We start from the raw sequence: 12767 nt of genomic DNA on the forward strand, positions 1-12767 counted from the left end.
ATGTCCGAAAAGATCGAAACCGAGAGCCGCAAGCTGCTGGGGCGTCTGCGCCGGGCACTTGCAGAGGATTCGGCTGGTCAGGAACGCCTCGACCGGATCGTGGAACTGATCGCGACCTCGATGCTGACCGAGGTCTGCTCTATCTACCTGTTCCGCGACGCGGATACGCTGGAGCTTTGCGCGACTGAAGGTCTGCAGGCGGAATCGGTGCACCAGACCCGGATGCGCCTCGGCGAAGGCCTCGTCGGCCGCGTCGCGCGCACCCGTCAGGTGGTCAACACCGCCGATGCGCCCTCGGCCAAGGGATTTCGCTACATGCCGGAAACCGGCGAGGAACGGTATTCCTCGTTCTGCGGCGTGCCGATCCAGCGGCTGGGCGATGCGCTTGGCGTTCTGGTCGTGCAGTCGAAGGACGCCCGCGCATTCACGCCTGACGAGGTCTATGCACTGGAAGTCGTGGCCATGGTGCTGGCCGAGATGACGGAACTCGGCGCCTTCGTGGGCGAGGGCGCAGCCCTGTCGGCCCGCCACCAGCAGCCGGTGATGTTCCGCGGCATGATCGGCCAAGAGGGCGCGAGTGCCGGCAATGTCTATCTGCACGAACCGCGAGTGGTCGTGACCAATCCCATTTCCGACGATCCGGAGACGGAGCTGGAGCGTCTGCGGGCCGCGGTGGACACCTTGCGCACGACCGTCGACGACCTGCTGTCGTCCAACCGGGCGATGTCGGCCGATCAGGTGGAAGTCTTCGAGGCCTACCGCATGTTCGCCAATTCGCGCAGCTGGATGCGCCGGATGGAGGCTGACGTGACCACGGGCCTGTCGGCCGAGGCGGCGGTCGAAAAGGAGCAATCGCTGGCGCGGTCGCGGCTGGGTCAGGCGGAAGATGCCTACATGCGCGACCGATTGCACGATCTCGACGATCTGTCGAACCGACTGCTGCGCATCCTGACCGGTCAGGGCAAGAACACCGGGGCAGAGATGCCAGAGAACCCGATCCTGATCGCCAAGAACATCGGGCCGGGCGAACTCTTGGACTACGGCAAGACCCTACGGGGCATCGTGCTGGAGGAAGGCTCCGTCGGCAGTCATGCCACCGTCGTCGCCCGCGCCTGGGCCATTCCGCTGGTCATCAATGCTAAGGGCATCACGACAGAGGCGCTCAACGGCGACGCGATCCTCGTGGACGGTGAACAGGGCGTCGTGCACCTGCGCCCCGACGACAGCGTCAAGAACGCCTTTGCCGACAAGCTGGCGATGCAGACACGGGCGCAGGAACGCTATGCCAGCCTGCGCGAACTGCCGGCCCAGTCCCTGTGCGGCACCGTCGTGGCCCTGCACATGAACGCGGGCCTGATGGCGGACCTGCCGTCGCTGCCATCCTCTGGCGCAGAGGGCGTCGGCCTGTTCCGGACCGAACTGCAGTTCTTGATCCGCAGCCAGATGCCCAAGCGGCAGGAGCTTTCGGCGCTTTATGCCCGGGTGATCGATGCCGCAGGGGGCAAGCGCGTGGCGTTTCGCACTCTGGACATCGGGTCGGACAAGGTGCTGCCCTACATGAAGGCGATCGAAGAGCCCAACCCCGCGATGGGCTGGCGCGCGATCCGCGTCGGCCTCGACAAGCCCGGAATCCTGCGGATGCAACTGCAGGCCCTGATCCGTGCCGCCAACGGCGGGCCGCTTGCGGTCATGTTTCCCTTCGTCACGCTGCACGGCGAATTTCGCGCGGCGCGGGCAGAACTCGACAAGGCGATTGCGCGGGAGGAGCGGCTCGGCAACCCGCTGCCGTCCAAGCTGGAGGTCGGCGCGATGCTGGAGACGCCTTCGCTGGCCTATGCCCCCGATGCGTTCTTCCGAGAGGTCGACTTCATCTCTGTCGGTGGGAACGATCTGAAACAGTTCTTTTACGCCGCAGACAGGGAAAACGAGCTGGTCCGCCGCCGCTACGACATGCTGAACGGCAGCTTCCTGTCGTTCCTGCAGACCATCGTGGCACGCTGCGACGCCTTGGGCACCGCGCTGTCCTTTTGCGGCGAGGACGCCGGCCGCCCGCTTGAGGCGCTTGTACTGGCCGCCATCGGATTCCGCAGCCTGTCCATGCGTCCCGCTTCCGTCGGGCCGGTCAAGCACCTGCTGCGTCAGGTGGATCTGGGCAAGGCAGGCGCCGCCGTGTCAGAGGCGCTGGCCGCCGGCGAACAGGACATCCGGGAATTCATCAACGCCTGGCTGGTGGATAACCATCAAGCGTCGCGCACGGGGACCTGACTGCCAAGCAAAGCCGCGTGGAAGACGTCGAGGACTGCATCCTCGCCATGCAGTCTTGCCATGCGGCGCAGGCCGAAATGGACATGAGCCATTTCGACGTAATACTGCGTGAAGGCGAAGTTCGTGCTGGCCCCCGCCGCGGCGCCCAACAGGGGCACCGCCTGCGACGCCAGCTTCTGCGTCAGGACGGTGGCGAAGCGGGGCGCGACCTTGCCGATCAACGTCTGGACGGCCGCGCCCGACAGGCCGAGCCGCGCACCGATGAACGACGTATCGATCCCGTCCTTCGCATCGCCGCCGGCCCCAAAGACAGCCAGTGCCTGCAGCCGCGTCTCTGGGTCCGTCGGATCCTCGCCATACTGCGCCGCAACGCCCTGGACCGCGCGAAAGATCATCGTGGTTGCCACTGGCAGTTCCGCCAGCGCCGTCGGCAGCCCGCCAAAGCCGCCGATCGCACCTGACAGCGTCGCCATCACCTTGTGCATGCGATCGGTATTGACCGCCTGCCCCAGCGCACCGGCGCGGGACCGCGACGCGACTTCGTAGCTTTGGGTCAGCGCACTGCGGGCAGCGGCGTCAATCTGGCTGCGGGCTCCCTTTGGCAGCAGCTTCAACGTGTCCTCGACCTGCGTGCCGACGAAATTGATCGCCCGCATCAGCAGACCATTGGCGCGGCGCTGCCGCTTGGCCAATGCGGCGATCTGCGCATGATCCTCCGGCGTCAGCGGCAACAGGTCGGCGATCGAAGAGTCGGTCTGTGTCATGACGGGCCCGCTGTGGTGTGCATGCCCCTCAAGATATGCGATGCGACGCCGTTTTCAATCGTGAGCCCGCACCACGTCACCGGCCACGCCGTCCCAGCCTCCCTTGCGCAGGGCAATGCCCAGCACCCGGTCGGGGTTCGTGGGCGGCGGCATCGTGACACCCTCGAGCTTCGTAAAGCCGAAGCGACCGTAGTAGGGCGCGTCGCCCACCAGCATGATGCGGGGCCATCCGGCCTTTGCCGCGACCTCCAGACAGCGCCAGATCAGCAGGGCGGCAATGCCCTCGCCCTGATGGGTCGGGTGGACCGCGACGGGGCCCAGCAGGATCACCTGCGCGTCGCCGACCCGCACCGGCCAGTTGCGGATGGCGCCCGCGATCTGTCCCTGACCGTCCCGCGCCACAAGGCAAAGCTGCGCGATGGGATCGACGCCGTCGCGCAGGCGGTAGGACGACAGCGCCGTGCGCCCGGGCGCAAAACAGGTATCGTAAAGCGCCTCGACCTCCCACCAGTCATCGGGCTTTTCCCGTGCGGTCGTGATATCCATGGCGGGGCGTGTCTTTCGTCTGGTCCGGCGCGTTGCCGCACGCTAGCTGTTGGACCGACCGGATAAAAGGGACCGCACACATGTTCTATCGCCCAGACCGCAAGACGGGGGCCGGCCACGGCCTGCCGCACAACCCGTTCAACGCCATCGTGACCCCCCGCCCCATCGGCTGGATTTCCACGCGCGGGTCGGACGGTTCGGACAATCTGGCACCCTATTCGTTCTTCAACGCCGTCAGTTACTTTCCGCCGCAGGTCATGTTCGCCAGCACCGGGGCGAAGCCCGACCGCGATGGCACGAAGGATTCCGTGGCCAACATCCGGCAGACGGGTGTCTTCGCGGTCAATGTGGTCAGCCACGCCCTGCGCGACGCGATGAACCAAAGCTCTGGTCCTTGGGAAAAGGAAACGGACGAATTCGACCTGACCGGGCTGGACAAGGCCCAGTGCGAGACCATCGACTGCGGCTTCGTCGCCGCCTGCCCCGCCACTCTGGAATGCCGGATGACCCAGATCGTCACGCTGGAGGGCGAGCACAACCTCATGGTGCTGGGCGAGGTCACCGGCATCCGCCTGTCCGACGACTGCATCAAGGACGGCATCTTCGACGTGCTGTCGTTCAACCCGGTCTCGCGCCTTGGCTACCGCGACTTCGCCACTGTGACCGAAGTCTACAGCCTGAAGCGGCCGGGCGAGACCTAGGTCGGGGGCCTTAGACCGTCCGGTCGGCCCAGCCGGCAAAAATCTTCTCCAGCGCGACGACGACGTAGTAGAGCACGATGCCAAGGAACGCCAAGGCGATCAGCACCGCGAACATCAGCGGGTAATCCGAGTTTGTCTTGCCCGAATCGAACAGCGCTCCGAGGCCGCGGCCGTGCGGCGAGACGATCTCCATCAGGTTGGTGCCGATGAAGGCCAGCGTGACCGCGACCTTCAGCGCGCCGAAGAACTCCGGCAGGGTCTTTGGCAGCGCAATTTTCCAAAAGACCTGACTTTGCGAGGCGCCGAGCGACCGCAGGATGTCGCGGTATTCAGGTTCCAGTGTACTCAGCCCGATGCTCACCGACACGGCAATGGGAAAGAAGCTGATGATGAAGGCGATCAGCACCGTGTTGAAATCGTGCCATCCGACGAACATCAGCGCGACGATGGGCACCACCGTCGCCTTGGGCACCGCGTTGAAGCCCACCAGCAGCGGGTAGAGCGCATCGCGCATCGTGCGCGAGAAGCCCATGACCATGCCCAGCGCCACACCGAAGATGACCGCCAGCACCAGCCCCACGATGGTGCGCCACAGCGTCTGCCAACCCATGACAAGGAACAGGGACCAGTATTTTTCGTAGGCCGGGATCAGGTCGGAAGGGCTGGCCATCTTGTAGTTCGGCCACCCCATCACCAAGACCAGCGCCTCCCACAGGATCAGGAAGATCGCCACGGCCGCGAGCGGGACGAGGATCTGGCGCGACTTCATGACAGCGGCCCCGTGACGGTTTCGTTGGCCGGTCTTCCGGGACCTTCCGGCAGGTCAGGCCCGACAGCGGCCGCGGGCACCCGACCCTGCGCGACCTCGATCTGGTGGCGGAGAACGTTCAGGCGTTCGGCGGCAACTGGCGTATAAAGATCGTCCAGAGTCCGCAGACCAGTCCCGGGAATGTCCATGACGAACTGCGTCCTGGCGGGACGACCCGACAGCACGACCACCTGATCGGCCAGGAAGATCGACTCGCGCAGGTCGTGGGTGATGAGCACGCCGGTAAACGGCTCCTCGGCCTTTACCTTGTGCATCGTCTGCCACAGGTCTTCGCGCGTGAAGGCATCGAGCGCACCGAACGGTTCGTCGAGGATCAGCACCTCCGGTTTGTGGATCAGCGCGCGGCAGAGCGATGCGCGCTGCTTCATGCCGCCAGAGAGTTCCGAGGGGCGCTTCGCCTCGAACCCTTCGAGCCCCACCAGCGCCAGCAGCTTGCGGGCACGCGCCTGGCCTTCGGCCTTGCTCAGTTTCGTCGGCACGATCTCCAACGGCAGCATGACGTTTTCGAGGATCGTGCGCCATTCCAGCAGCACCGGGTTCTGGAACGCCATCCCGACGTTGCTGCGCGGGCCGGTGATGCGGCTGCCGTGCACCTGCACCGTGCCCTCGTCAGGGATCAGCAGGCCTGCGATCAGCCGGGTCAGCGTGGACTTGCCACAGCCCGACGGCCCGACGACAGCGACGAAGCCGCCCTCGGGTACCTGCACGTCCAGCCCGTCCAGCACCGGCAACGGGCCTGTGGCGGTGTGGTAGGCATGCCGCACCCCCTTGATGTTTATAAGGTTGTCCAAACCCTAGTCCGCCAGCGTGAAGCCGCCCTCCGGCAGGTAGTCGCTCGTGAAATACACGGCCGGGTCCGGCGGCATGACGAAGTCGTAGGTCGTCGCGATCTGGTCGAGGCTGCTTTCCAGCCGTGCCTGATCGATGATGCCGAAGCCGTTCGCCTTGACCCAGTCCGTATCCACATTGTCGCGGATCGACAGTTCCAGCCGGCGCTGTTCCAGCGTCGCATCCGCCGCCGGGTTTCGCTTCATCAGCATCGGGATGACGGCGGCGGGGTCGGCGATGGCATCGGTCCAGCCTGCGGCAATGGCCTTCAGAAAGCCCTTGATGACCACCGGATTCGCCGCCGCGTATTCCGTGTTCACGATGACCGCATTGCCGTAAAGGTCGACGCCGTAGTCGGCCATCAGCAGCGTCACGAGGTCATCCGCCGGCACGCCAAGGCGTTCGGCGTTCAGGGTGGATGTAAAGGAAAAGCCGGTGATCGCGGCGACATTGCCCTCGGCCAGCATCGGCTCTCGCGTTGGAAAGCCGACCGGTTCAACGGTGATCGCGTCCATATCGAGCCCGTTCTCGGCCGCGAAGATCGGAAACTGCGCCCAGGCTCCGTCGGGCGGCGGGGCGCCCAGCGTCTTGCCCTCCAGCGACTGCGGATCGCTGATGCCGAGAGATTTTCGCCCGATCACGGCGAAGGGCGGCTTGTCGTAGATCATCATCGCCGCAATCACCGGCGCACCGGGGTTCTGGTCAAGGAACTTGATCAGGCTGTTGATGTCGGCGAAGCCCACGGGGAAGGCCCCGGTCGCGACCTTGGGAATGGCGTCGAGCGAGCCGTTCCCCGCCTCGATCGTCACGTTCAAACCCGCTTCCGCGAAATGACCGTTGTCGACGGCGGCGAAATAGGGTGCGGCCGGCCCCTCGAATTTCCAGTCGAGCGCGAAGGGCAAATCGGTCTGTGCCTGCGCGGCAGAGGCCAGCAGGACGGTGGCGGCAAGGGTGCGATAGAACATGGTGGCGGGTCCTCGTCGATGCGTTGTTCACGACAAGTATCGAAGCGCGCACCCGGTTTGGCGAGTCGGAAACGAATGCCGTCGCCCCGCCTTCATGCAACTGCCTGCTTTCAAGGCATCAGTGACCGCCCAGTACCCCCGTCCGCACGCCATAGTCCACCGCCAGCGCGTAGTCTGGGTCGTCGTCACTGTCGACCATCAGGTGCCCGGCCCGCGACAGCAGCCGGTGACAATCCCGCGACAGGTGGCGCAACTGGATCGATTTGCCGGCCGCCTCGTACTTGCCGGCAACGGCCTCGATGGCAGCCAGTGCCGACTGATCGACCACCCGGCTGCCCGCGAAATCGACGATGACCAGCGACGGGTCGGTGTCGACCTCGAACAACTCGTTGAAGCCTTCGGCAGAGCCGAAGAACAGCGGCCCCTGCACCTTGTAGACCTTGGCGCCATCGGGCGTGGTATCGGTTCTGGCATGGATGCGGGTCGCATTGTTCCAGGCATAGGCGAGTGCCGAGACGACGACGCCGACCAGCACGGCGGTCGCGAGGTCCGTAACGACGGTGACGGCCGTGACAAGCACGATGACCACCGCATCGGTCCGCGGCACCTTGCGCAGGATGCTGAAGCTGTTCCAGGCGAAGGTCCCGATCACCACCATGAACATCACGCCCACCAGCGCCGCCAGCGGGATCTGCGCGATAAGGCCCGAAGCGAAGAGGATGAAGGCCAGCAGAAACAGTGCCGCCGCGATCCCCGCGACCCGCGTGCGCCCGCCGGATTTCACGTTGATCATGCTCTGCCCGATCATGGCACAGCCGCCCATCCCGCCGAAAAAGCCGGTGACGGTATTGGCCACGCCCTGCGCGATGCACTCCTGACTGGCCCCGCCGCGCTGGTTCGTCATCTCTGACACGAGGTTCAGCGTCAGCAGGCTCTCGATCAGCCCGATGGCGGCCAGGATCACGGCGTAGGGCGCGATGATCTGAAATGTCTCCCACGTCAGGGGCACCATCGGCAGGTGGAACGGCGGCAGCGTGCCCTCGATCGACGCGAGGTCGCCGACCACCGGCACGTCGATGCCGAAGACGATGACGATGGCCGCGACGATGCCGATGCCCGCCAATGGGGCCGGGATCAGGTTGGTGACCTTGGGCGCGGCCCAGATGATGAACATGGTCAGCGCGGTCAGCGCCAGCATCCAGATCAGCGGTGGCCCCGACAGCCAGACACCGCCACCGACGCCGTGGCCCGAAACCTCGCCCCCCGGCACCTTGAACTGGCCCAACTGTGCAAGGAAGATCACGATGGCAAGCCCGTTGACGAAGCCAAGCATCACCGGATGCGGCACAAGGCGGATGAACTTGCCCCAGCGCATCACCCCCACGACGATCTGGATCAGCCCCATCAGAACGACCGTCGCGAACAGGTATTCGACGCCATGCTGAGCCACAAGGCTTACCATCACGACCGCAAGCGCACCCGTTGCCCCCGAGATCATGCCGGGCCGCCCGCCGATCAATGCCGTAACCAGTCCGACGATGAAGGCCGCGTAAAGCCCGACCAGCGGCGGCACGCCCGCGACGAAGGCAAAGGCCACGGCTTCCGGTACGAGTGCAAGGGCCACGGTCAACCCGGACAGCAACTCGATCCGCAACCGGCCTGCGTTCAAGGGCGCGCTGGGGTCGGTAAGGGCGATGCTGTCGGCGAAATTCGCCAGAAGGGCGCGTTTGGCCATTGAATTATCCTGTTACATCATCTGTACCCGCGGCCCCTAAGCCAGCCGGGGTCGAATGTCACCCCTGCCCTGTGCAGAACGGTTGCACCCCGGCGCGGCAGACGTCACAAAGCGATGATGCAGACGGAGGCGGCATGGACGGCAGATTTGGCATCATCGGCGGATCGGGCCTCTACGACATTCCGGGCCTTTCGGATGCTAGCTGGACGACGGTCGAAAGCCCCTGGGGCGTGCCCTCGGACGCCATCCTGACCGGCACCCTCGACGGGGTGCCGCTGGCCTTTTTACCGCGCCACGGCCGCGGCCATGTCCACGCGCCGACCACCGTCCCCGACCGCGCCAATATCGACGCGATGAAGCGTCTGGGCGTCACCCACCTTGTCAGCATCAGCGCCTGTGGATCGTTCCGCGAGGATATGGCCCCCGGTGATTTCGTCGTTGTGGACCAGTTTATCGACCGCACCTTCGCACGAGAAAAGTCCTTCTTCGGCACCGGCTGCGTCGCGCATGTCAGCCTCGCCGATCCGGTCTGCCCCGATCTCTCCGCCGCCTGCGTCACGGCCGGGCGTGGCGCCGGGATTACCATGCACGACGGCGGCACCTACCTTGCGATGGAAGGCCCGCAGTTTTCCACCCGCGCCGAAAGCCTGATGTATCGCGCCTGGGGCTGCGACGTGATCGGCATGACCAACATGCCAGAGGCAAAGCTGGCCCGCGAGGCGGAGCTGCACTACGCCTCCGTCGCGATGATCACCGATTACGACAGCTGGCACCCGGACCACGGCGCGGTCGACGTGGCCGACGTGATCCGGACGCTGCAGGGCAACGGCACCAAGGCGCGCGACTTGGTCGTCGCGCTGGCACGGTCCCTGCCCCGGAGGTGCACCGCCGGCTGCGCAACCGCCCTGACCCATGCCGTCATGACCTCTCCCGACCAGCGCGACCCCGCGCTGACAGCCAAATTGGACGCGGTCGCGGGCCGCGTTCTGATACCGAAGGACCCCACATGAAAACCGTTCAGGACTATATCCGCACGATCCCCGATTTCCCGCACGAAGGGATCATGTTCCGCGACGTGACGACGCTCTTCGCCGATCCGCGCGGGTTTCGCATGGCGATCGACCAGCTGCTGCACCCCTACGCCGGCCAGCCCATCGATCGCGTCGTCGGGCTGGAAGCACGCGGCTTCATCCTCGGCGGTGCCATCGCTCACCAGTTGTCCGTCGGCTTCGTGCCGATCCGCAAGAAGGGCAAACTGCCGGCAAAGACCATCGAACAGGCCTACACGCTGGAATACGGCGAGGCGGTGGTCGAAATCCATGACGACGCCCTGCAGCCGGGCGAACGCGTCCTGATGGTCGACGACCTGCTGGCCACGGGCGGCACGGCCGAGGCCGGCATCAAGCTGATCGAACGTCTGGGCGCCGTCGTGACCGGCTGCGCCTTCATCATCGACCTGCCTGAACTTGGCGGGCGTGCGAAACTGGAAGAGCTGGGGATGGATGTCCATGCCCTTTGTGCCTACGACGGCCACTGAGGGTTGCGGCGGCCAGGGCCGTTCGGGCCCGCGCCGCCGCGACCGGAGCGTCAGATCGCTGCGCCGGATTTTCCGGCAAGCCCCTTCGAGGGCCGCAGCAAGAGGTCTTCTGACCCGGTGGGATTGGCCTTTCGCCGCCTCTCCGCCAACGCTTAAACGCGATAAAGCCTAATCATCGGTTAAATTCCGCAACACTGCACCGGGATTCATGATGCCGTTGGGGTCGAGGGCGTCCTTGATCGCCCGCATCATCGCAAGCTTCGCGGGATCGCCGTAGCGTTCGAGGTCCCCGACCTTCAGTCGTCCGATCCCGTGCTCCGCACTGACCGACCCGCCAAGAGCGTCGGTCAGGTCGTGCAGGCAGGTCTTGACCGCCGCCCGCTTGTCGTCGTGATCGGTCCGCGTCTCGCCCTTCAGCGGAAAGACGTTGTAGTGCAGGTTCCCGTCGCCCAGATGGCCGAAACAGTTGATCCGAAAGTCACCGATCCGCGCCAGCTGGGGGCCCGCCTGCGCGATGAATGCGGGCACCTGGCTCAGTGGCAAGGAAATGTCCTGCGATGATACGGACCCGATCCGTCGGTTCGCCTCCGGGATGCTTTCACGGATGTGCCACAGGGCATCGCGGTCGGCCCCCGAGCGTGCGATGATTCCGTCAGTGACCAGACCGGCCTCCGCCGCCGCCTCGAACACCGTTTCCAGCGCCGCATCGGGTTCCAGCCCGGCAGGCAGGCCGATGTCGATCAGCACCATCCACTCGGGTGTCTGCGCAAAAGGCGCCCGAAAATCCGGCCCCACCTCGGTCAGGAAATCAAGGCCCTGCCGGTGGATCAGCTCGAAGGCAGAGACGCCGTCGCCGAGACGGTCCTGCGCCAGCGCCAGCAGATCCAGCGCCGCAGCGGGCGACGGCACCGCCAGCATTGCGGCCCCCACCCCCGCAGGTTTCGGCACGAGGCGCAATGCGGCGGCGGTCATGATACCCAGCGTCCCTTCGGCCCCGATCATCAGGTCCCGCAGGTCATAGCCGGTATTGTCCTTGCGCAGGCGGCTGAGCCCGTTCCAGACCGTTCCGTCAGGACGGACCACCTCCAGCCCGAGGCACTGGGCGCGGGCATTGCCGTAACGCAGGACATTGACGCCGCCGGCATTCGTCGACAGCAGCCCCCCGATCCGCGCCGACCCTTCGGAGGCCAGCGACAGCGGAAACAGGCGACCGATGTCCTCAGCCGCGCGCTGCACATCGGCGAGGATCGCACCCGCCTCGGCCACCAGCACCGACTCGCTGGGATAGGTGGCGCGGATCGCGGTCATCCTCTCCAGCGACAGCACCAGCGGTGCGGCACCGCCGTTCATCAACTGCCCGCCGACCAGCCCCGTGCCGCCGCCGTAGGGCACGACGCCGATACGCCGCGCGTTGCAATAGCCAAGGATCCGCGCCACCTCTGCCGTATCGCGCGGCGCCACGACGATCCCGGACCCGGCAAACCGCCCGCGCGGCTCTGTCAGGTAGGGGTTGGTATCGGTGCGAAAGCTGTCGTCCGGAAGGACGGCCCGCAGGTCGGCCAGGGTATCGGTCGTGGCGGCGGTATACATGACGTCTCCTGCTTGGGTCGATGCGATGGTAAGCCTGCCCATAGGGCTGTCCAGCGCAAACCGCCTGTCAGGAAGCTTCCGATTTTTCTAGAAAAATCGGCGCCCCAGTCAACGCAGGCGCGGCGGGCGGCCGAGGGCGAAATCCTTGATGTCGTCAAAGACGTCCGGTCGCGTGAAGAACAGCAGATGCCCCTGCCCCGGGTATCCAAGGATCGGGACGCCCCCGATTTTTCTAGAAAAATCGGTGGTCTGCAAGGTAGAGAACACGGGATCGTTGAGACCGATGAAGAAGCTGACCGGAATACCGGTCAGATCGAGGTCGTCCGGCAACCGCCAACCGGGCAATGCCAGCGTATGGGCGATGGCGGTCTGCGTGCTGAGCGGCGTGCTGATCTTCGATCCGGCGACAACGGCCGCCTGCAGTTCGGGCGATGGCGTCGGCGCCTCCAGTGCATCGGGACCAAACAGCAGGCCTGCCCAGAACCGCGGCCAGACCTTTGCCTTGGCGACGGACCGCGTCGCCACCATGGCACGCCCCATGTCCCGCGCGCCGCGCAGGATGGTGCGCAGCCCGCCCGCGTGTTCCACCGCAGGCGACATGGCGGCGACACGGACATGATGCGAGGGATCGATCCGGGGGGCGGCCTGCAGCGCGATCAGCGCGCCGGTGGAATAGCCGACCAGCGTCACCTCGCTGGCCTCCAGCGTATTGGCGAAGGCCGCCACCTCGGCCGCCGCCGTGGCGGGGTCCAGCCGGTGATCCACCGGCAGACCGTCCAGACCGGGGTAGCGATAGAAGGCGCGGGCAAAACCCTCGTCCTCCCAGTCGGCCGTCTCCTTGAAGACGGCGATGGACGACAGCGCGCCGGGGATGAAGATCGCGACACGGTCCGCGCGCTCCACCCGGGCCCGGTCATAGATCATCGGATCCTCCGCACCGCGGGTCTTCATCAGGGCCGGACTGCACCCGGCACAAAGCATGAGAACGAGGACAAAACGCATGTGCG

12 protein-coding genes are annotated in these 12767 nt (G+C 65.7%); 4 read left to right on the forward strand and 8 right to left on the reverse strand.

The window, feature by feature from the left end; genetic code table 11:
• The gene (ptsP, locus tag BUA54_RS13760) at positions 1 to 2265 is read left to right on the forward strand and encodes a phosphoenolpyruvate--protein phosphotransferase (protein ID WP_072857827.1); all 2265 of its coding nucleotides are present in this window, start codon (positions 1 to 3) and stop codon (positions 2263 to 2265) included.
• Here the strand turns inward: ptsP and BUA54_RS13765 are convergent.
• Both BUA54_RS13765 and BUA54_RS13770 read right to left on the reverse strand, forming a co-directional pair.
• Positions 2241 to 3029: an EcsC family protein gene (locus BUA54_RS13765; protein ID WP_072857828.1), complete on the reverse strand. Its 789-nt coding sequence runs from the start codon at positions 3027 to 3029 to the stop codon at positions 2241 to 2243. The genes ptsP and BUA54_RS13765 overlap by 25 nt on opposite strands.
• Positions 3030 to 3083: 54 nt before the next feature.
• Positions 3084 to 3575, reverse strand: a complete 492-nt coding sequence (locus BUA54_RS13770) for a GNAT family N-acetyltransferase (RefSeq protein ID WP_072857829.1) — start codon at positions 3573 to 3575, stop codon at positions 3084 to 3086.
• A gap of 80 nt (positions 3576 to 3655) precedes the next feature.
• On the opposite strand from BUA54_RS13770, the gene BUA54_RS13775 reads away from it, so the two are divergent.
• Positions 3656 to 4276: a flavin reductase family protein gene (locus BUA54_RS13775; protein ID WP_072857830.1), complete on the forward strand. Its 621-nt coding sequence runs from the start codon at positions 3656 to 3658 to the stop codon at positions 4274 to 4276.
• A gap of 10 nt (positions 4277 to 4286) precedes the next feature.
• Here BUA54_RS13775 and BUA54_RS13780 read toward each other — a convergent pair whose 3' ends face one another.
• From BUA54_RS13780 to BUA54_RS13795, 4 genes are all read right to left on the reverse strand, one after another.
• On the reverse strand, positions 4287 to 5045 hold the full coding sequence (locus tag BUA54_RS13780; protein ID WP_072857831.1) for an ABC transporter permease: 759 nt from the start codon (positions 5043 to 5045) through the stop codon (positions 4287 to 4289).
• Positions 5042 to 5896, reverse strand: coding sequence for an ABC transporter ATP-binding protein (locus BUA54_RS13785; RefSeq protein ID WP_084114407.1), 855 nt, complete (start codon positions 5894 to 5896; stop codon positions 5042 to 5044). Before BUA54_RS13785 ends, BUA54_RS13780 begins: the two co-directional genes overlap by 4 nt.
• A 3-nt stretch (positions 5897 to 5899) precedes the next feature.
• Positions 5900 to 6898: an ABC transporter substrate-binding protein gene (locus BUA54_RS13790; RefSeq protein ID WP_072857832.1), complete on the reverse strand. Its 999-nt coding sequence runs from the start codon at positions 6896 to 6898 to the stop codon at positions 5900 to 5902.
• A gap of 118 nt (positions 6899 to 7016) precedes the next feature.
• Complete coding sequence (locus BUA54_RS13795) at positions 7017 to 8633, reverse strand: SulP family inorganic anion transporter (protein ID WP_072857833.1); 1617 nt, start codon at positions 8631 to 8633, stop codon at positions 7017 to 7019.
• Between the two features lie 134 nt (positions 8634 to 8767).
• Here BUA54_RS13795 and BUA54_RS13800 point away from each other — a divergent pair, with 134 nt between their 5' ends.
• Both BUA54_RS13800 and BUA54_RS13805 read left to right on the forward strand, forming a co-directional pair.
• Positions 8768 to 9643, forward strand: coding sequence for an S-methyl-5'-thioadenosine phosphorylase (locus BUA54_RS13800; RefSeq protein WP_072857834.1), 876 nt, complete (start codon positions 8768 to 8770; stop codon positions 9641 to 9643).
• Positions 9640 to 10170, forward strand: coding sequence for an adenine phosphoribosyltransferase (locus BUA54_RS13805; RefSeq protein ID WP_072857835.1), 531 nt, complete (start codon positions 9640 to 9642; stop codon positions 10168 to 10170). Before BUA54_RS13800 ends, BUA54_RS13805 begins: the two co-directional genes overlap by 4 nt.
• 168 nt (positions 10171 to 10338) lie before the next feature.
• Here BUA54_RS13805 and BUA54_RS13810 read toward each other — a convergent pair whose 3' ends face one another.
• Together BUA54_RS13810 and BUA54_RS13815 are read right to left on the reverse strand one after the other, a co-directional pair.
• On the reverse strand, positions 10339 to 11760 hold the full coding sequence (locus BUA54_RS13810; RefSeq protein ID WP_072857836.1) for an FAD-binding oxidoreductase: 1422 nt from the start codon (positions 11758 to 11760) through the stop codon (positions 10339 to 10341).
• A 108-nt stretch (positions 11761 to 11868) separates the two neighbouring features.
• A complete protein-coding gene (locus BUA54_RS13815; RefSeq protein ID WP_084114409.1) occupies positions 11869 to 12762 on the reverse strand; it encodes an alpha/beta fold hydrolase in 894 nt (297 codons plus the stop codon).
• Positions 12763 to 12767 lie beyond the last annotated feature (5 nt).

The organism is Loktanella atrilutea, assembly GCF_900128995.1.
Classification (GTDB): domain Bacteria; phylum Pseudomonadota; class Alphaproteobacteria; order Rhodobacterales; family Rhodobacteraceae; genus Loktanella; species Loktanella atrilutea.